This is a genomic window from Bradyrhizobium sp. USDA 3364, from assembly GCF_054056355.1.
On record NZ_JBSRYG010000002.1, the window covers coordinates 7,064,822 to 7,083,846 of the forward strand.

16 protein-coding genes are annotated in these 19,025 nt (G+C 65.5%); 6 read left to right on the top strand and 10 right to left on the bottom strand.

All coding sequences use genetic code 11. From position 1 onward, the window contains the following. Window positions 1-5 precede the first annotated feature (5 nt). The 3 genes from ACVILL_RS33120 to ACVILL_RS33130 are packed head-to-tail and all read right to left on the bottom strand — an operon-like array spanning window position 6 to window position 3,769. Window positions 6-1,526: an amino acid ABC transporter permease gene (locus tag ACVILL_RS33120; RefSeq protein ID WP_456732886.1), complete on the bottom strand. Its 1,521-nt coding sequence runs from the start codon at window positions 1,524-1,526 to the stop codon at window positions 6-8. Then, window positions 1,523-2,728, bottom strand: coding sequence for an amino acid ABC transporter permease (locus ACVILL_RS33125; protein ID WP_456732887.1), 1,206 nt, complete (start codon window positions 2,726-2,728; stop codon window positions 1,523-1,525). Before ACVILL_RS33125 ends, ACVILL_RS33120 begins: the two co-directional genes overlap by 4 nt. 24 nt (window positions 2,729-2,752) lie before the next feature. After that, the gene (locus ACVILL_RS33130; RefSeq protein WP_456732888.1) at window positions 2,753-3,769 is read right to left on the bottom strand and encodes an amino acid ABC transporter substrate-binding protein; all 1,017 of its coding nucleotides are present in this window, start codon (window positions 3,767-3,769) and stop codon (window positions 2,753-2,755) included. Between the two features lie 331 nt (window positions 3,770-4,100). Between ACVILL_RS33130 and metC the strand changes: the two genes are divergently transcribed. The 5 genes from metC (at window position 4,101) to ACVILL_RS33155 (ending at window position 9,913) form a co-directional block, all read left to right on the top strand. Then, on the top strand, window positions 4,101-5,297 hold the full coding sequence (gene metC, locus ACVILL_RS33135) for a cystathionine beta-lyase (protein WP_456732889.1): 1,197 nt from the start codon (window positions 4,101-4,103) through the stop codon (window positions 5,295-5,297). A gap of 296 nt (window positions 5,298-5,593) precedes the next feature. Further along, window positions 5,594-6,397, top strand: coding sequence for a Flp pilus assembly protein CpaB (gene cpaB / locus ACVILL_RS33140; RefSeq protein WP_456732890.1), 804 nt, complete (start codon window positions 5,594-5,596; stop codon window positions 6,395-6,397). A gap of 13 nt (window positions 6,398-6,410) precedes the next feature. Next, the gene (locus tag ACVILL_RS33145; RefSeq protein WP_456732891.1) at window positions 6,411-7,877 is read left to right on the top strand and encodes a type II and III secretion system protein family protein; all 1,467 of its coding nucleotides are present in this window, start codon (window positions 6,411-6,413) and stop codon (window positions 7,875-7,877) included. A 33-nt stretch (window positions 7,878-7,910) separates the two neighbouring features. Next, window positions 7,911-8,648: a CpaD family pilus assembly protein gene (locus ACVILL_RS33150; protein WP_456732892.1), complete on the top strand. Its 738-nt coding sequence runs from the start codon at window positions 7,911-7,913 to the stop codon at window positions 8,646-8,648. Further along, a complete protein-coding gene (locus ACVILL_RS33155; protein ID WP_456732893.1) occupies window positions 8,645-9,913 on the top strand; it encodes an AAA family ATPase in 1,269 nt (422 codons plus the stop codon). Before ACVILL_RS33150 ends, ACVILL_RS33155 begins: the two co-directional genes overlap by 4 nt. Window positions 9,914-9,952: 39 nt before the next feature. On the opposite strand, the gene ACVILL_RS33160 is transcribed toward ACVILL_RS33155, so the two are convergent. Then, entirely contained in the window at window positions 9,953-10,777 is an 825-nt protein-coding gene (locus ACVILL_RS33160; protein ID WP_456732894.1) for a tetratricopeptide repeat protein, read from the bottom strand. A 138-nt stretch (window positions 10,778-10,915) separates the two neighbouring features. Beyond that, window positions 10,916-11,161, bottom strand: a complete 246-nt coding sequence (locus ACVILL_RS33165) for a PilZ domain-containing protein (RefSeq protein WP_026192789.1) — start codon at window positions 11,159-11,161, stop codon at window positions 10,916-10,918. A gap of 329 nt (window positions 11,162-11,490) precedes the next feature. On the opposite strand from ACVILL_RS33165, the gene ACVILL_RS33170 reads away from it, so the two are divergent. Continuing rightward, a complete protein-coding gene (locus ACVILL_RS33170) occupies window positions 11,491-13,173 on the top strand; it encodes a Na/Pi cotransporter family protein (RefSeq protein ID WP_456732895.1) in 1,683 nt (560 codons plus the stop codon). Between the two features lie 14 nt (window positions 13,174-13,187). Here ACVILL_RS33170 and ACVILL_RS33175 read toward each other — a convergent pair whose 3' ends face one another. From ACVILL_RS33175 to ACVILL_RS33195, 5 genes are all read right to left on the bottom strand, one after another. Next, a complete protein-coding gene (locus tag ACVILL_RS33175; protein ID WP_456732896.1) occupies window positions 13,188-14,708 on the bottom strand; it encodes a M23 family metallopeptidase in 1,521 nt (506 codons plus the stop codon). Window positions 14,709-15,203: 495 nt separating this feature from the next. Further along, window positions 15,204-15,542 carry a lipid-A-disaccharide synthase N-terminal domain-containing protein gene (locus ACVILL_RS33180; RefSeq protein ID WP_456732897.1) on the bottom strand — a complete coding sequence of 113 codons (339 nt, stop codon included), beginning with the start codon at window positions 15,540-15,542 and terminating at the stop codon, window positions 15,204-15,206. A gap of 4 nt (window positions 15,543-15,546) precedes the next feature. After that, on the bottom strand, window positions 15,547-16,320 hold the full coding sequence (locus ACVILL_RS33185; RefSeq protein ID WP_456732898.1) for a glycosyltransferase family 2 protein: 774 nt from the start codon (window positions 16,318-16,320) through the stop codon (window positions 15,547-15,549). Between the two features lie 69 nt (window positions 16,321-16,389). Further along, window positions 16,390-17,235: a phosphatase PAP2 family protein gene (locus tag ACVILL_RS33190; RefSeq protein WP_456732899.1), complete on the bottom strand. Its 846-nt coding sequence runs from the start codon at window positions 17,233-17,235 to the stop codon at window positions 16,390-16,392. 1 nt (window position 17,236) lies between these two features. Beyond that, a complete protein-coding gene (locus ACVILL_RS33195; protein ID WP_456732900.1) occupies window positions 17,237-18,982 on the bottom strand; it encodes an ArnT family glycosyltransferase in 1,746 nt (581 codons plus the stop codon). Window positions 18,983-19,025 lie beyond the last annotated feature (43 nt).

The window sequence follows — 19,025 nt, forward strand, 5'->3', positions numbered from 1 at the left end:
CTTGTTCAGTGGCGGCGGTGGGCGTTGAGCCGGTTTTCGACGAACAGCGAGTAACGCGACATTCCAAAGCAGAACGCAAAATAGATCATTCCCGCAAAAGCGAAGCCGGTAAAGGCGGTGGTCGGCGTCGACCAGTTCGGGTCCGCGAACGATGCCCGCAGCGAACCCAACAGATCGAACAGCGCCACGATCGACACCAGCGAGGTATCCTTGAACAGCGAGATGAAGCTGTTGACGATACCAGGAATGACGTAGCGCAGCGCCTGCGGCAGCACGATCAGCGACGTCGTCTTCCACCAGGACAGGCCGAGCGCCGACGCGGCCTCCGCCTGCCCGCGCGCCACCGCAGCCAGCCCGCCCCTGATCACCTCGGCCATATAGGCGCCGGTAAAGATCGCGACGCCGATCACGGCGCGCAGCAGGCCGTCGACGGCGAAGTTCCCCGGCACGAACAGCGGCAGCATGTAGGTGGCGAAGAACAGCACCGTGATCAACGGCACGCCGCGCCAGAATTCGATGAACGCGATCGAGAATATCCGGATCAGCGGGATGGTCGAGCGACGGCCGAGGGCGAGCGCAATCCCGATCGGCATCGAGGCGACGATGCCGGTGATCGCGATCACCAGCGTCACCAGGAGGCCGCCCCACAGCCGCGTGTCGACGATGGGAAAGCCGCCGCGATCGAGCCCCATCGCCTTGATGCCGACGGCGATCCCGGCAAAAGCCAGCAGGCTGCCGATCAACGCCCTGCGGCCGGTCCGCACGCCGCCTCCGAGCATGAACAGCACGGCGGAAACGATCACGGCGGTGACCAGGAAATCGCCCCACACCGGCAGCGACGAGAGCTGCAACTGATCGCGGAGCCAGGTCAGCGGAAAGATCAGCCAATGGATCAGAAGGCCGACCAGGACGAGCACCTTGCCCAGGACCCATAGCAGCGGGGCGATCGCCGAACTCTTGCTGAGATTGACCAGGAGATCGCCGGCGCCGCCAATGCTCTGCTCGAACAGCTGCAACAGGCGCGCCGTCCAGCTCACGCCGAATCCCGCGATGCCGCCGCCATGCAGCAGGAAGAACGCCACCACCGGAAACGCGAAGAAGAACAGGCCGGAGTTCAGGCCCTTGGCCGGCAGGCGCGGCATCAGCAGCGGCAGCAACAGCGCGGCGCCGAGCACATAGGTCAGATTGACGCGCCAGCGCTCGGCTTCCGGATAGAAGCCGTAGATCAGTTGCGTCAACTTGGCCTGAATGTAGGGCCAGCAGGCGCCGACCTCGTGCCCGGCCTTTTCGGCGAGGCAGGCGGTGCGATCCTTGCCGGCCCACACCGCGTCGACCAGCAGAAATTTGACGGTCGGGATCACGATGTACAAGGCCAGCAGCACCCCGACGACCGTGAGCAGGATATTGCCCGGCGAGTTGAACAGCCGCGTTCGCAGGAAGCCGACGAAGCCGGTGGTCGTCGCCGGCGCCGCACGCTCGGCGACCAGTTCCTGCCGGACAAAGGACGAGGCGGAGATGTTCGTCATGCCGTGATGCTCCGGTTGATGCGCCAGCCATAGACGCTCATCAGCGCGCTTGTCGTCAGCGAGAGCAGCAGGTAGACGCCCATCGTCATGGCGATGATCTCGATCGCCTGCCCGGTCTGGCTCACTGCGGTGCCGGCGAACACCGAGACGAGATCCGGATAGCCGATCGCCACCGCGAGCGACGAATTCTTGGTGAGATTGAGGTACTGGCTGGTCAGCGGCGGCACGATGACGCGCATCGCCTGCGGCACAACGATCAGCCGCAGCGTCGCGGCGCGGCTCAGGCCAAGCGACGAGCCCGCCTCCATCTGTCCCTTGTGGACCGACATGACACCGGCACGGACGATCTCGGCGATGAAGGCCCCCGTGTAGGTCGACAACGCGACCGTCAACGCAACGAATTCGGGGATGATCCGCGCACCGCCGGCGAAGTTGAAGCCTTTCAGCTGCGGCAGCTCGAACTTCAGCGGCCAGCCGAACATCAGCATCGAGAGCAGCGGCAGACCCACCAGGCAACCCAGCACATAGGGCCAGATCCGGATCATCTGCCCGCGCTGGAACAGTGCGCGTCGCGCGGTGCGCCGCAAGCCCAGCGCCACGACGATGCCGACCGCGAGCGCGGCCAGGAACGGATAGAGCCCCGGCTCGCTGACCGGCTGCGGCACGATCAGGCCGCGATTGTTGAGGAAGAACGCGCTGAAGATCGAGATGCTCTGCCGCGGCGCCGGCAGCGCTGCGAGCACCGCGAGATACCAGAACAGGATCTGGAACAGGAGCGGCAGGTTCCTGACGATCTCGACATAGATGCCGCCGATCCGCGACAGCAGCCAGTTCGGCGACAACCGGCACAGCGCCACGATGAAGCCGATCATGGTGGCGAACACGATGCCGATCACCGAGACCAGGATGGTATTCAACAAGCCGACGAAGAACACCCGCCAGTAGGTGTCGGAATTGTTGTAGGCGATCAGGCTCTGATTGACGTCAAAGCCCGCATTGTAATTGAGGAAGCCGAAGCCCGACGCAATGTGCTGGGTCTCCAGATTCGTGCGCGCATTGGCCACGATCTCGTAGGCGATCCAGGCCAGGATCGCGGCGAAAACAATCTGGGCGGCCAATCCGTTCCAGCCGGCCTTGCCGCCAAGCGCACGCTTCAGCCTGAGCGCGAATTGCAGCGGTGGTTTGCGGGGCGCGATGCTCATCGCCGCAACCGTCGGCGCGATCGATCAGCGGATCGGCGGCGCGTACTGGATACCGCCCTTGTTCCAGAGATTGTTGACGCCGCGGGCGATACCGAGCGGCGAGCCGGTGCCGACATTGCGCTCGAAGGTTTCGCCGTAATTGCCGACCGCCTTCACGATCCGCACCACCCAGTCCTTGGTGAGGCCGAGCTGTTCGCCGAGATTGCCGTCGGTGCCGAGCACCCGCTTCACCTCCGGCTTGTCCGATTTGAGCATCGTGTCGACGTTCTTCTGGGTGATGCCGAGTTCCTCGGCATTGATCATCGCAAACAGCGTCCACTTCACGATGTCGAACCACTGGTCGTCGCCGTGGCGCACCATCGGCCCCAGCGGCTCCTTGGAGATGATTTCCGGGAGCACGATATGATCGGCGGGGTTCGCAAGCTTCAGACGGCTGGAATAAAGCCCGGAGGCATCGTCGGTGAAGACGTCGCAGCGTCCGGACTCATAGGCCTTGACCGCTTCGTCAATGCTGCCGAACGCGATCACCTCGTACTTCATGTTGTTGCCCTTGAAGAAGTCGGCGAGGTTCTGCTCCGTGGTGGTGCCGGTCTGCACGCAGACCGAAGCGCTGTTCAGTTCGAGCGCCGAATTGACCTTGAGAGACTTCTTCACCATGAAGCCCTGCCCGTCATAATAGGTCACGCCGGTGAAATTGGCGCCGAGCGAGGTGTCGCGCGACACCGTCCAGGTGGTGTTGCGCGACAGCACGTCGATCTCGCCGGACTGCAGCGCGGTGAAGCGATCCTTGGCCGACAGCGGCACGAACTTGACCTTGGTCGGGTCGTCGAGCACCACGGCGGCAATGGCCCGGCAGACGTCGACGTCGATTCCGGTCCAGTTCCCCTTGTCGTCCGGCGACGAGAAGCCCGGCAGGCCCTGGCTGACGCCGCAGGACAGCTGGCCCCGGTCCTTGACCGTCTTGAGGGTTTGCGCCGACGCCGCCTGGACCGACAAGGCGGCGGCAGCGGCAAGGATGACAGCCAGGGATACGCGTTTCATGGGCAGGGGCCTTTCAGGGTCGTCCGTTGGACGTTTGCTTTGTGATCGCCTCGCGTTCACGGGCCATCCCAATGAACCGCTGCAGCACGAAAATGCTGATCGGACCGGCAGTTTGCATGAAAACCGGTCAGGCAACGGATCGTAGGTCGCGGCAGGCCCCTCAACGTGCGGCGACTGGTAGTTGCGCCGCATCACATAGCGACTGACGTGCCGGGTCAAGGGGTTGACGCATGTCTTCTACCTCTTGTTAGTAGCATCTCCCGGCGTAGCCCCCGGCTTCCCGACGCGGTACGGCCGCGGCAAAAAGTCTAAAGTCTAACGGCAGCGATCCATGACCTCCTCCGACGGCTCCACGCCCACCCACCCGCAAGACGCCGCGACCCGCCTGGTCACGGCCGGCCGCGACACCAAGGCTCAGAAGGGCTTCGTCAATCCGCCGGTATTTCACGGCTCGACCGTGCTCTATCCGACCGCGGAGGACCTCCACGCCCACCGCGCCGAATTCACCTACGGCCGCCACGGCAGCCCGACCACGCGGGCGCTGCAGGACGTGCTGATGGCGCTGGAAGGCCCGCAATGCGCCGGCGTCGGCCTCGCCCCGTCCGGACTGGCCGCGATCAGCACCACGCTGCTCGCGGTGCTGAAGGCCGGCGATCATCTGCTGGTGTGCGACAACGCCTACCGGCCGACCCGCAATTTCTGCGACAACATGCTCAAGCGCTACGGCATCGAGACCAGCTATTTCGATCCGCTGGTCGGCGCCGGTATCGAGGCGCTGTTCAAGCCGAACACCCGCGCGGTGCTGCTCGAGGCGCCGGGGTCGCAATCCTTCGAGATGCCCGACATACGAGCGATGGCGGCCGTGGCGCACGCCCGCGGTGCGTTCGTGATCGACGACAATACCTGGGCGACCGCGCTCTATCACCGCTCGCTGGAACAGGGCGTCGACATCAGCATGCAGGCCGGCACCAAATATATCGGCGGCCATTCCGATATCATGTTCGGCACCATCGCGGCCAACGCCAAGGCGTGGCCGCTGGTGCAGGAGGCGATCCGCCTGCTCGGCGTCTGCGCCGGCCCCGACGACGTGTATCTGGCGCTACGCGGCGTCCGTACCTTGTCGGTACGGCTTGCGCAGCATCACCGCTCCGGGCTCGAGATCGCGCGCTGGCTTGGCGCCCGGCCGGAGGTCGATCGCGTGCTGCACCCTGCCCTCGAAACCGATCCGGGGCACGCGATCTGGAAGCGCGACTTCACCGGCGCCTCCGGCCTGTTCAGCATCGTGCTGAAGCCGGTGCCGCAGAGCGCGGTCGATTCGATGCTCAACGCGCTCAGGCTGTTCGGCATGGGCTTTTCCTGGGGCGGCTTCGAGAGCCTCGCCATCCCGTTCGACTGCAGCGACTATCGTACCGCGACCAAATGGGCACCGGGCGGACCGACGCTGCGGCTGCATATCGGGCTCGAGAATCTCGACGACCTCAAGGCCGATCTCGATCGCGGGTTTGCGGCGCTGAAGGCTGCGCTCTGATCCTCGCGCGTCCCTGCGCGGCGGCTTGCGCATCAGACGACATTAACCACGACCGGTCGGCCGCGACGCCGCGTTGCGACCGACGTCGCACGCGCTAAGCACGCACGATCTCCGGGATTCTGCGGAGATGCGACGGCGCCGATAACTCGCCGTTCACCATCCCCACCAATCCCTTAATTGTCCGGACCTTCCATCAAGTTCCCTTATACTTTTGCGGCCGTAGTGATGCCCTCGGGAAGGGCTGTCAGTGCCGTAAGGACGTGACTGCCCTGTGTTAAGGGCATTCAGACAATCGCATGAAGACGGCACGCATCGTGGTCCTCGGCATCGCCGGCGTCGCAGGCCTCGCGGCCATGTATCTCGCGAGCGTCGGCGATCGCAAACCGGCGCCGGTCGCGCCGCCAGTGGCGCAACTTCCGACTGTCGAAGTGCTGGTGGCGAAAGCCGACATCGGGCTCGGTCAGTCGGTCAAACCCGAAGACGTGCAATGGCAGCGCTGGCCGGCTGAAACCGCAAGCAGCGCATTCATCCGCCACGATACCAATGCCGACGCCATGAACGACGTCATCGGTTCGATCGCGCGCGCTCCCTTCATCATCGGCGAACCGATCCGCGAGCAGAAGCTGGTCAAGGCCAACGGAAGCGGCTTCATGGCCGCGATCCTGCCGTCCGGTATGCGCGCGATCTCCACGGAAATCTCGCCGGAGACCGCCGCCGGCGGCTTCATCCTGCCGAACGACCGCGTCGACGTGATCCTGTCGCGCCGCGACAAGAATCCCGATCAGCAGCAAGGCGCCCGCGACGTCATCACGACCGAAATCGTGCTGTCCAACGTTCGCGTGCTGGCGATCGACCAGGCGCCAAAGGAGAAGGACGGCAACAACTCCCTCGTCGGCAAGACCGTGACCCTCGAGCTCAAGCCAGAACAGGCCGAGACGCTCGCGCGCGCACGGCAGAGCGGCACGCTGGCGCTGGCACTGCGCAGCATCGCCGACGTCAACGAGAAGACCGACGAGACCAGAGACCATGCCCCGAAGCGGGGCGAGAGCATCAGGGTGGTGCGCTTCGGCATCCCGAGCTCTCAGGTGACACAGAAGTGATGGGGGCTTCGATATGACAACCGGTGCAAAACAACTGACGCGGACCACGCTGGCCCGCTCACTGTCATTCTCGGCGGTCACCGCCCTGATGCTGATCCCTGCCCTCGCCAGCGCAGCCGATCCCGACAAGAACGCAGACGTCGCGGTAACGAGCAGCATCGCCGCCAAGACACGCTCCGTGTCGCTCGGCGTCGGCAAGTCGGTGGTGGTCGACCTGCCCCGCGAGGCCAAGGACGTCCTGGTCGCCGATCCCAAGATCGCCAACGCCGTGATTCGCTCGGCCCAGCGCGCCTACATCATCGGAGCGGCGGTCGGCCAGACCAACGTGGTGTTCTTCGACGCCGACGGCAACCAGGTCGCCTCCTACGACATCGCGATCAAGCGCGATCTCAACGGCATGCGCGCCGCGCTGAAGCAGATGCTGCCTGGAGTCCAGATCGAGGGCGTCGGAGAAAGCGTCGTGCTGACCGGCACGGTGGCGAGCCCGGTGGAAGCCCAGCAGGCCGGCGACATTGCCGCAAAGCTGGTCGGCAGCCCCGACAAGGTCGTCAACTCGATCGTGGTGCGCGGCCGCGACCAGGTAATGCTGAAGGTCACCGTCGCCGAGGTGCGCCGGGATGTCATCAAGCAGCTCGGTGTCGACCTCAGCGCCAACATGAACTACGGCACCGCCGCGGTGGTCTTCAACAACGCCAACGCCTTCACCGCCAACAACGGCGCGCTCGCCCCGGGCAACGGGCTGACCGGCGCGGCCCTGAACAAGCTCGGCGTGCCGACCGTCACCGCGACGCTGCGCGCGATGGAGAGCGCGGGCGTGGTCAAGACGCTGGCGGAACCCAATCTCACGGCGATCTCGGGCGAGTCGGCGACCTTCATTTCGGGCGGCGAGTTTCCAATTCCGACCGGCGTCACCTGTCAGACGACGACGTCGGGTACGATCGGCAATTGCGTCCAGACCGTCAGCTTCAAGAAATTCGGCATCTCGCTCAACTTCACCCCGGTGGTGCTGTCCGAGGGACGCATCAGCCTGAAGGTGATGACCGAGGTTTCCGAAGTCTCGATGGAGAACGCGCTGACCGGCGGCCAGAACGGCACGACGATTCCCTCGATCAAGACCCGCCGCGCCGACACCACGCTGGAGGTGCCCTCCGGCGGCTCGATCGCGATGGCCGGATTGATCCAGGAGCAGACCAAGCAGGCCATCAACGGCATGCCCGGTGTCGATCAGATCCCGGTGCTCGGGCAGCTGTTCAGGAGCCAGGACTTCGTCAACAACGAGACCGAGCTCATGGTCATCGTGACGCCCTATGTGGTGCGCGCGGTCGCGCAAAAGGAGCTGTCGCGTCCCGACGACGGGTTTGCTCCCGCCTCCGACGCGCAGTCGGCGCTGCTGGCACGGGTCAATCGCATCTACGGCGTTGCCGCCCGTGCCGAGCCGATCGGCGCCACGCCGGTGAATTTCGGCTTCATCATCGACTGAGGCGCGGACCTGAAGGGGTTGGGGGATCCTATGATGACACGCAACACACAAGCCGGTCATGCCAGGGCGCTGTCGCTGTTCGGCGCCCTCGTCACGTCAGCGATCGCGCTCGGCGGCTGCAACCTGACCGGCGATGTCGTCACCGGCACGGTGCCCGAAGACTACCGGCAACGGCATCCGATCGCGGTCACCGAGGGTGAGCAGTCGATCGTCGTGTTCGTGGGCCGCACCCGCGGCAATCTCACCGAGACGCAGCGCGACGACGTCATGGGGCTCGCCCGCAGCTGGCGCCGTGAAGGCACCGGCGCGATCGCGATCGACGTTCCGGCCGACACCTCGAATTCGCGCTCGGCGCAGGCGGTGTACCAGGAGATCCGCGGCGTGCTCGCGTCGATGGGCGTGCCCTCCCACGCCATCGCCAAGCGCGCGTATCACGTCGACGATCCGCGCGCGCTGCCGACCATCCGTCTCAGCTATCCGAAGATGGCCGCGGTCGCCGGCCCCTGCGGCCTGTGGCCGACCGATCTTGGCCCCTCGATCTACAATCCGAGCTACAACGAGAACAAGCAGTACGACAATTTCGGCTGCGCCACGCAGCGCAATCTCGCCGCGATGGTCGCCAATCCCTCCGACCTCGAGCAGCCGCGGACCGAGACCGCGGCCTACACACCGCGCCGCACGATCGCGTTCGAGAAATACCGCAAGGGTGAGACCACCGCGACAACCTACCCCGAAACCGATAAAGCCAAGCTGAGCGACGCCGCGAAATGACCGAACAACAAGACGAGCCGCAGCACGCCAACGACCACATCGCGCCGGCGCCGCGGATTTCGGTGCAGGCCTTCTGCGCCACGGTCGCGACCGCCGCGACGGCGCGCGCCGCCGCCGACGACCGCCGGCTCGCCAAGGCCCACCTTTCCGTCCATATGGGCGGCATCGCCGCGGCCATCGACGCCTATCACAAGGCGCCGACACCCAACGTCATCATGCTGGAGACCGAGCCGGACAGCGATTTGCTCGCCGGCCTCGACGAGCTCGCCACGGTCTGCGATCCCGGCACCCGCGTCGTCGTGCTCGGCTCGGCCGGCGAGACTGCGCCCTATCGCGAACTGGTCCGGCGCGGCGTCAACGACTACGTCATCGGGCCGGTCAAGGTGCTCGATGTCGTGCGCTCGATCTGCGGCCTGTTCTCGTCCTCGGAGGCTGTCTCGGTCGGCCGCCTGATCGCGGTGGCGGGCGCCAAGGGCGGCGTCGGTGCCTCGACCATCGCCCACAATGTCGCCTGGACCATCGCGCGCGACCTCGGGCTGGATTCGGTCGTCATCGATCTCGACCTCGCCTTCGGCACCGCCGGCCTCGACTACAACCAGGATCCGGTGCAGGGCATCGCCAACGCCGTGTTCTCGCCCGAACGTCCGGACAGCGCCTTCATGGACCGGCTGCTCGCAAGATGCGGCGATCATCTCAGCCTGCTGGCGGCGCCGGCCACGCTTGACCAGGTCTACGATTTCGGCGCCGAAGCCTTCGACGCCATCTTCGATACGATGCGGATGACCACGTCCTGCATCGTGCTCGACGTCCCGCATCAATGGACCGCCTGGACCAAGCGCGTGCTGGTCGGCGCCGACGACATCCTGATCGTCGCCGAACCCGACCTCGCCAACATGCGCAACACCAAGAACATGATGAACCTGCTGCGCACCGCGCGTCCGAACGACCGGCCGCCGCTCTACTGCCTGAACCAGGTCGGCATGTCGAAGCGTCCGGAGATCGAGGTCAAGGACTTCGCCAAGACGATCGAGAGCCAGCCGATCGCGGCCATCCCGTTCGATTGCAGGCTGTTCGGTGAAGCCGCCAACAACGGCCAGATGATCGCGGAGGTCTCCGCACGTCACCGCACCACGAGGACGTTCCTGCAGATCGCGCAACGCCTCACCGGCCGCCCCGATCTCGCCGAGACGCGTGAGTCGTTCCTGTCGCCGATCCTCAGGAAGCTGCAGTCGCGCCGCAACGATGGACGCCGCGCCGCCGGCTAGCGTCCCCGACGTCAGGATCCACGTCGCTTGAAAACACTCTTAGTCGCGACGGCTGGTCGCGACCGGGATCTTGTCCGTATCGGTCCGGCTCGCGTCCCTGCGCGCCAGGAGCCGCTTCAGCGCCGCGACATTGGCGGAGCCCTGCTCCGGCGGCAAATCGGTTTTCATGATGGTTTCGGCCTCGGACTGGCGGCCCTGCAGGCCGACCACGACGGCGAGATTGGTTCGCACCCGCATGTCGCCCGGTGCGCGTTCGCGGGCGCGGCGCAGCGTCTCCTCGGCCTTCGGCAGGTCTTTCGACAGCAGATAGGACAGGCCGAGATTGGAGAGCACCGACGGATCGTCGGGCACGATCTTCAGTGCGCTCGCGTAATATTGCCGAGCTTCGTCGTGGCGATCGAGCTGATCGAGCACGGCACCTTGCGCCGACAAGATGCGCCAGTCCGGATCTTCCGGGGTGTGGGCGCGCCCGAGCACGTCGAATGCCTGCTGGAAATTGCCGTTGTCGGCGAGCGCCCGACCGTAGCCGGCGAGCAGCGCCTTGTTGCTGGGCTGCGCCAGCACGGCCTGCTCCATGACCGCGACGGCCTGCGCCCGCTGGCCGGTGGCGCGCAGCGCCCGGGCGTATTTCAGGGCGGCGTCGATGTCTTTCGGGTTGGCGCGGACGCGCTCATGGTAGGTCGCGATGTCGCGCCGGGGATCGGCTGGGGCCGGCGTGGCCTCTGCCGTGTCGCCCAATGACCCAGTGATGTCGGATGGACCCGAGGTCTGGCAGGCGGACAGCCCGACCAGCAGAATTACAGCAGATACCGAGCCGGCAAGGCGGCGCGCACGGCCCAAAGGTCGGGGTAGTTTCTCAGACATCAACGGGACTCGGAACAGCGAAGGTTCCGGGATGCTCACAGCTTAACCCTAAGTTCCGGTTAAGGATGCCATCATCTCGCCCTCATCCGGCCCAGATGCAGGCCGGATGCGTCACGGGAAACCAGCCGGGCGGCTGGATCAGTCGACGAACTGGGCGCCGAATTCGTGCCCGATTTGCCAGGCCAGACGACATTGACGCGGACTGCCGGTCGACAGGATGATGGTGAATTCCGGCGGAATCTCCAGATATTCGGCGATCACCTTGACGCCGCCTGCGGAGATATCGGTGATCATGCAATCTCGCGGCAGCGACCCCGTACCCAACTGAATTTTAGCGACGCTCCGGCACGGGCGGCGTTCGCTCTTGCGGCGATTCATAAACATTCTGATCCCCAAGGCTTTCTTGACAGTCTTCTCGTTCGTACCGTCATAACCGGGAAAGATTGGGAACTGCCTAGTGGAACCAATCGCAATTGAGCGGACATTTTCGAGATTCGTTTACCGGGTACGCCCCGTGTCATCCGGAGGGAACCAAGGGGTTGGCCTGAGGTTATAGATGTCCGAGTCCGAAAGAGGTCGCCTCAATTGGCGGCCTCTTTCGTTACAGACCCTGCCCGCCAGCCGGTTCCAACGGGAACAAAAAGAGGTTGATTGCAGGTCATTTGGCGATAGCGTGCGCCCTTCGACTCGAATTTGCGGGATATCCAAGAAGTATGGGAAGCATTGTTCTGCTTGATCTGATGGGGGGCGTCGCTCTCCTGCTGTGGGGCCTGCACATGGTCCACAGCGGGATTCTGCGTGCCTTCGGGCCCGATCTGCGGCTGCTGCTGGCCAGGGCGCTGAACAACCGCTTCACCGCCCTTGGCGCCGGCCTCGGTCTGACCGCCCTGCTCCAGAGCTCGACCGCGACCGCCCTCATCACCAGTTCCTTCGCCGCCGAGGAGATCGTCAGCCTGGTTCCGGCGCTTGCGATCATGCTCGGCGCCAACATCGGCACCACGCTGATCGTGCAGGTGCTGTCGTTCAACGTCGCAGCCGTGGCCCCGGTGCTGTTCATCACCGGCCTCGTCGCGTTCCGCAGCGGACCGCGCTCCCGGATCAAGGATCTCGGCCGGGTCTCGATCGGCCTCGGCCTGATGCTGCTCGCGCTGCACATCCTGCTCGATACGATGGCGCCCGCCGAGAACGCCCCGGGCGTGCGCGTGTTCCTGGGCGCGATCACCGGGGATCCCGTGCTCTGCATCCTGATCGGCGCCGTCGTCACCTGGCTGGTCCATTCCAGCGTCGCCAGCGTGCTGCTGGTGATGTCGCTGGCCTATTCCCAGTTCATCTCGCCCTATGCCGCGTTCGCACTGGTGCTCGGTGCCAACCTCGGCAGCGCCGTCAATCCATTGCTGGAAGGCGCACGGCGCGACAATCCGGCGAGCTACCGGCTGCCGGTCGGCAACCTCGTCAACCGCCTTGTCGGCATCCTGCTGGTCACGCCGTTCCTGCGCCCGATCACCGAAACCATCTACGCCTGGCAGCCCGATCTCGCGAAGGCGACCGCGCTGTTCCACATCGCCTTCAACGTTGCGACCGCGCTGCTGTTCATCGGCGTGCTGGACCAGATGGCACGGCTGCTCGAGCGTCTGCTGCCGAAGCGGGCGCAGGAGAGCGATCCGTCGCGGCCGCGCTATCTCGACGAGAGCGCGCTGGAGACGCCGTCGCTTGCGCTGGCCGATGCCGCGCGCGAGGTGCTGCATATGGGCGATCACACCGAGGCGATGTTGCGCAAGGTGATGGCGGCGATGATGACCAACGATCGCGCTTTGGTCGACCAGGTCTCGAAGATGGACAACATCGTCGACCGGCTGAACGAGGCGATCAAGCTCTACGTCACCAAGCTCACCCGCGGCAGCCTGGACGAGCGCGAGGGGCAGCGCGCCATGGAGATCGTCGCGTTCGCGATCAATCTCGAGCATGTCGGCGACATCATCGACAAGAATCTGAGCGAGCTCGCGACCAAGAAGATCAAGCATCGCCTGCAGTTCTCGGCCGAAGGCGCCGAGGAACTGTCGGCGTTCCACAAGCGCACGATCGACTCACTGCGGATCGCGTTCGGCGTGTTCATGTCAGGCGACGCCGGCGAGGCGCGCAAGCTGCTCACCGAGAAGGCGGCGCTGCGCGCGGCCGAACTGGCCGCCGTCGAGCGCCATCTGGAGCGCCTGCGCGAAGGGCTGCCCAAGACCATCGAGACCACGTCGCTGCATCTCGACGTGCTGCGCGACCTGCGCCGCATCCACTCGCACATCTGCTCGGTCGCCTATCCCGTGCTCGACGCCGCCGGCGAGACCGCCGCCGATCGCGAGAAGGCGGTGGATGCAGCCGAACTTCCGGCGCCCGGGCGGCTTTGATCGAACGAGTTGCGCTACGTCGGCGGCCGGTGTTCGGCGCCGGGATTCCGCTGTGGAAACGCGGACGCGGCAGCAAGCTGATCGATGCTGTCGCGCTGGCGATCGAAGGCCCCGAGGAGCTCGCCCTGCAGCAGCCGGCCGCCTGACAATTTCATCCGAAGCGGATCGACATTGCGGCCGTTGATCCGCACCTCATAATAGAGATGCGGCCCCGTCGAGAGCCCGGTCGATCCGACATAGGCAATCGTCTCGCCCTGACGAACACGGTCTCCGATCTTCAGCCCGGGCGGGACGCTCGCGATGTGGGCATACGTCGTCTCGTAACCGCGATCGTGGCGTATGCGGACATATTTACCGTACCCGCGTTCGTATCCCTCGATCTCGACAACGCCGGCGCCGGCGGCCGCGACAGGCGAACCATAGGGCGCGGCGTAATCGACGCCCTCATGGAAGCGGCGGTCGCCAAGGATCGGATGAATGCGCCAGCCGAAACCATCGCCGAGACGCCCGCTGACGACCGGCTTGCGCAACAGGAATTTGGTGATGGACTGGCCGTCCTCATCATAGAAGTCGGAGCTGCCGTCATCCGGCGCCGTGAAGCGGTAGTACCGGCGCGTTTGCCCGCCCGCCGTCAGGTCGATGAAGACCAACTCCGGTTGGCCGATGTCGTTGGGAGCATAGATGATCTTGGCGGCATCGGTGTCGCCGAGCGGTCCGTCGAGGTCGAAATCGCGGCCGCAAAGGCGCAGAAGCTCCGCGACGATCCCCGCGTCGACATGACTGGAGCGTGCCAGCGCGTTAAGGCCGTCTCGCAGCGTTTCGCCGGGGACGGAGTGCGTGTCGATCGACTCACGCAGCAAGCTCGCGCTCCGCTGGGCGATGTCAGGCAGCTCAGGCACGATCGCCTGGTATTGGCCGCCGTCGGTGCGACCGACAGCCGACACGCTGGAGTCTGCCCGCTCGACCGACACTTTCGCGATATAGCTGCGAGGCGAGCCGGTGTCTCCGCTTCGTTCGACGATCGTGATCTTCTCGCCGCCGGACAGTGTCTGCCGACCGCCTGGCGACGGAAAAGCGGCAAGGATCGCCGGCGCGTCCGCCGCGGCCGCAGCCAACGCCTTCAGGATGGCGGACAGCGTGTCACCGCTCCTGGCGATGATCACGTGTCGGTGGTGATGAGGCGGCGAAGGCGACTTCCGAAGGCTGGTTACGTTGACGGCCTCGCCGATCGGCGACGGCAGATGCGGCACATCTTCGCCGTCAGCATAGGCGCTGGTGCCGCCTGGCAGCACCGGGCGTGATCGACCCGCCCGTATGATGGGCGGCAGCTCCGACGGCGGAGTGCTTTGCGCGTTCGCGCGCTGATCGTCCTTGCCGTCTCCCGAGGCTTCGAGACGATGATCCGGTTGCGGTTCGGGATCGATCTCCGCGAGGCGAGCCGACACGCGGGTGAATGGACGGACCGCGCCGGCATCGCTGAGCTGCTCGATCTTGAGCGCCGAGGGACTGTCCTGCGCGCCGGACCTGCGATCCAAACGGTCGCCGCGCCGCGCCTCGTCAACCACCTGCGCCGTCGAGCGCGGAAGTGAAACGACCGGCGATGCCGCAAATCGCGTGTGATCGCCGAGGGCTCCGCGAAGCGCACCACTGAGAAGAGCGAGAGCGGCGGTCCCGATCAGAACCGTCGCCGCCATCCAGCGGAAACTGACTGCACGCCGGTCCGGCAACGCGCGCTCGCCGGTCAATAGCGGCTCGTCAAGCAACGGGACATCGTGGACGCGCGATCGATGACCATCCGCCTTCGTCGCTTCGCCACGGCTGGTCATCAACGCCCCATATTCCCTTGGCGCACGGTCGAGGTCTGCCGCCACGCCCACGGCAGACCGTAGATGCCATACGCCTTGAGGCGATTGTTTGACCGTCGTTCAGATTCGGCCGCAATTGATGCGGAGCTCAGCTCGCCGCTGGAATCGGTCGAAACTGCTCGGGAAGCCCGCATACCCGCTCGCCGCATTTGACGAGCGCGAGAATCAGCTGTCGAGCGTCTTCGACGCGCTACCGCGGTTCTTCACGATCAGCATGATGTTGCGGATATAGATCAGCGTGGCGAGGCCCTGCCCGATGATGATGACAGGCTCGCGCTTGGCGAGCCCGTAGACCAGCGTCATCAGACCGCCGCCCATCGAGAAGAACCAGAACGCCATCGGCACCACGCTCTGGCCGGCGCGCTCGCTGGAAATCCACTGCACGAGAAATCGTGCGGTGAAGAACAATTGCGCGACGAGGCCGAACGCCAGCCAGAAGTCGAACTTGGCGACGAACACGTCGTAGAAGTAGGTGCCCAGCGCCTGGCCGTACTGAATCAGCATTATCTCACCTCGGTCCGGCCGGCACGTCAGCGACGACCGGCACTTCAGTGGCGACCGGCGTCGGCTTCTTGCGGCGGATCAGCCACCACACGCCGGCAAGATCCATGATCCCGATCCAGAGCCGGTCGAAGAATCCATAGTTCGACACGCCGGAATGGCGCGGGCGGTCGACGACATCGACATAGGCAATTGCAAATCCCTCGCGGCGAACCAGCGCCGGCAGGAAGCGATGCAGCCCGTCGAAATAAGGCATCGCCAGAAACACCTCGCGCGGAAATGCCTTCAGGCCGCATCCGGTGTCGCGGGTGCCGTCGCGCAGGATGATGCTGCGCACCGCGTTGGCGATGCGCGATTGCAGTTTCTTGAAACCGGTGTCCTTGCGCCCGACGCGCTGGCCGGCAGCCAGGCCGACGCGGCCATTGCCGCTCTCGATCGCCGCAATCAAATTGGGCAGGAACGCAGGATCGTTCTGGCCGTCCCCATCGAGCGTCGCCACGATCGCTCCCCGCGCGGCGCGGACGCCGCTGCGCACGGCGGCCGACTGGCCCGAAGAGGCCGCATGGCGGAGCTGTCGCAGGTTGGGCCGCTGCGCCATGATCGCGTTCAGGCGCTCGCCGGTGGCATCGGTCGAGCCGTCATTGACGTAGATGATCTCGTAGGCCCAACGCCCGTCGAGCGCGGCCGCGATCTCGGCGATCAGCGGCGCGATATTGTCCGCCTCGTTGCGCACAGGCACGACGATGGAAACGGCGACCGGCGTCTGGTCGGAAACAGGCAATTCGGCACTCGTGGTTGATATGGGGTTCGCGGCTGGGACCCACCCGATCCGGCCGCCGGGCGACCGCTTTTATGGGGCGAAAGCGCTCCTCGCAACCCTTTTGAGACGTCCTTCCGAGGGTCCCGACAGGGCCACGACCGTGCCATCGCGATCAATGGCGAAACCAAGGCGGCGGGCGGCGAACCAGTAGCGCACGGCCATTGCGCCGATCACGCCGACCAGCGCGCCGGCAGCCACGTCGCTCGGATGATGGGCCAGCAGCACCAGCCGCGTCGCGACGATGATCAGCGCATAGACCAGCATCGCAACCCGCGCGCGCGGCCAGACTGCCGACACGGCGAAGGCCAGCGCAAACGCCGTGATCGAATGTCCCGACGGAAAGCTCGCATAGGCCTCGGTGCCGGCGAAGTGCTGGAAATTGAACGCATTGGCCTTGCCGCCGACGAACGGTCGCCCGCGGCCAACCATCCACTTGATCACCTCTCCCACCGCCACCGACAGCGCGACCGACAGGAACAGGTATTGCAGCCTCGTTCCGAGGCCGAGCAAAGTCGCGCGCGGCACACCGCGCAGTGCAGGCGCCATCAATGCGACGGCAATCAACAGCACACCCAGCGCGCATAGCACGTACTCGTCCTTGCCGAAATCGGTGAGTATCTTCACCCACCAGAGGCTCGGCGTGCCGCGCGGCGGCATCAGGCTGATCTCGGCGACATCGATTGCATACATCAGCGTGATGATGACGGCGCCGACGATGACGAAGAGCAACAGCACGTGGCGCGCGGAGCGTCGCGCTGCCTCGGCCCGGCGGGAATGCGACGGCGCGCGCACGAGCTGGGCAAAGGACAGCCAGACCAGCGTCAGCAATCGTCCGAAATAGTTGGCGGATTCCGGGATGGCTGGCGGCGCCGACATGTCATTCCGTCCCTTCGGAACGGAAGATCGCGATCGAGACAGCCTTGCCCTGTGAGATGTTGTAACCCTCGATGCGCACCGGCGCGTTGTAGCGCAGGCCGATCGCCTCGGCGCGCTGCACGAAGGAGCGCTCGGAGCGCTGCTCGACCAGCGCGAAGCGGCAGGAGCCCTGCCCGAGGAAATCTGCGGCGCCGGATCCGTCGGTGAGCAGCGTCGAGGTGTCCGTCATGAACACGAGGCTCGGCTCGTGGAAGCCGGCGGCCGCGGCCTTCGGGCCGACGCAGGTCACGTTGCGCAATGCGCGTGCGACTTCCTGGCTCGGAAATACGGTGGTCAGCCGCGGCAACACCACGCCGTAGGTCGCGGCAGCCATCAGCGCCGCGGCGATCACCGCATTGAGCAGCGAGCGCTCGGCGCGGCTGTCCTCGAACATCCACCACGCGACCAGGCCGAACACCATCGCCACCGCAAACAGCGGCCAGGCCGGAAACACCGGCTGATGGATCGCCTTGATCGCACCGACGATCACCAGCACTGCGCCGAACGCGGGGATCGCGAACCACCAGGCGGCACCGCGCAACAGCCAGGGCGAGCGCGACAGCACGCGCCGCTCCAGTGCACCGACCGTCAGGATCGCGATCGCCGGATAGAGCGGCAGCACGTAATGCGGTAGCTTGGTCAGCACGGCCTCGAACACGATCCAGGACGGAATCAGCCAGGCCAGCAGGAACTGTGCGCCGGGCTCGCGCCGCGCGCGCCAGATCGCCGGCGCCGCCATGCCGGCAAGCGGAGCGCCGGGCCAGAACGTGATCCAGAACAGCAGCAGATAGAGCCCGGGCGGCGCGCCGTGGGATTCCTGTGCACCGAGCTTGCTCAGCATGTCGCCGCCGACCGAGTCGGCAAAGAAGGTCTCGCCGGCGCGCAGGAAGATCAGGACGAACCACGGCAGCACCAGCACCAGGGTCCACATCAGGCCCCAGACCGGGCGCATGCGCCAGAACCAGGCCGCCGAACGATCGAGTATGGCAAGCCCGGCCATCGCGAGACCGACGAACATCAGGATCAGCGGTCCCTTGAGCAGGATGCCGACTGCCAACGCCGTCCAGAAGACCGCGGGCGGCCCCCAGGACGGATGCGCCGGATCCTCGCCACGCTGCCAGGACAGATAGACCCTCGCCATCGCGCCCATCGCCGCGGTGACCGTGAACAGCAGCATCGCGTCGGTCTTGGCGAGACGCGCTTCAATCCCGAGCAGAACACAACTCGCCATCATCAAGGCGGCGAGCACGGCGCCCTGTCGCGTCACGAAGGCCAGTGCCGTCCAATAGGTCAGCAGCACCGCGCCGATGGCGCCGATCAAGGACGGCAGGCGATAAACCCAGATGCGGACCTGGGCGCGCGGCACGCCGAGCGCCGAGATGGTCTTCAGCGCCGCCGCCTGCATCCAGTAGATGCCGACCGGCTTCTTGTAGCGGACGTCGTCCTGGAAGCGGATGTCGACGAAGTCGCCGCTCTCGACCATCTGCTTGGTCGCCTGGGCAAAGCGCACCTCGTCGCGGTCGATCGGCGGGATGGTGAAGAAGCCCGGCAGGAAGAGAACCAGGCAGGTCAGCGTCAGGAACAGGATCGAACGCCATTGGCTGGCCGTTGCGAACTCGAACGCCATGAACAGCCTGCGGCTCGAATGCGCAGGTTTTACAGACTGTTGCCCTGCTCCGAAGCGCCGGGGTTGGAGGCTATCCACCATGGGTTTCGCATACGATGAAACCGCACCGCAAACAACCGTGCTG

Bases quoted from the DNA above. Each gene is read 5' to 3' on its own strand.
- ACVILL_RS33160 (WP_456732894.1), bottom strand. From the start codon at position 10,777: ATGTCTGAGAAACTACCCCGACCTTTGGGCCGTGCGCGCCGCCTTGCC.
- metC (WP_456732889.1), top strand. From the start codon at position 4,101: ATGACCTCCTCCGACGGCTCCACGCCCACCCACCCGCAAGACGCCGCG.
- ACVILL_RS33195 (WP_456732900.1), bottom strand. From the start codon at position 18,982: ATGGTGGATAGCCTCCAACCCCGGCGCTTCGGAGCAGGGCAACAGTCT.
- ACVILL_RS33150 (WP_456732892.1), top strand. From the start codon at position 7,911: ATGACACGCAACACACAAGCCGGTCATGCCAGGGCGCTGTCGCTGTTC.
- ACVILL_RS33165 (WP_026192789.1), bottom strand. From the start codon at position 11,161: ATGTTTATGAATCGCCGCAAGAGCGAACGCCGCCCGTGCCGGAGCGTC.
- ACVILL_RS33145 (WP_456732891.1), top strand. From the start codon at position 6,411: ATGACAACCGGTGCAAAACAACTGACGCGGACCACGCTGGCCCGCTCA.
- ACVILL_RS33170 (WP_456732895.1), top strand. From the start codon at position 11,491: ATGGGAAGCATTGTTCTGCTTGATCTGATGGGGGGCGTCGCTCTCCTG.
- ACVILL_RS33155 (WP_456732893.1), top strand. From the start codon at position 8,645: ATGACCGAACAACAAGACGAGCCGCAGCACGCCAACGACCACATCGCG.
- cpaB (WP_456732890.1), top strand. From the start codon at position 5,594: ATGAAGACGGCACGCATCGTGGTCCTCGGCATCGCCGGCGTCGCAGGC.
- ACVILL_RS33125 (WP_456732887.1), bottom strand. From the start codon at position 2,728: ATGAGCATCGCGCCCCGCAAACCACCGCTGCAATTCGCGCTCAGGCTG.
- ACVILL_RS33120 (WP_456732886.1), bottom strand. From the start codon at position 1,526: ATGACGAACATCTCCGCCTCGTCCTTTGTCCGGCAGGAACTGGTCGCC.
- ACVILL_RS33180 (WP_456732897.1), bottom strand. From the start codon at position 15,542: ATGCTGATTCAGTACGGCCAGGCGCTGGGCACCTACTTCTACGACGTG.
- ACVILL_RS33190 (WP_456732899.1), bottom strand. From the start codon at position 17,235: ATGTCGGCGCCGCCAGCCATCCCGGAATCCGCCAACTATTTCGGACGA.
- ACVILL_RS33130 (WP_456732888.1), bottom strand. From the start codon at position 3,769: ATGAAACGCGTATCCCTGGCTGTCATCCTTGCCGCTGCCGCCGCCTTG.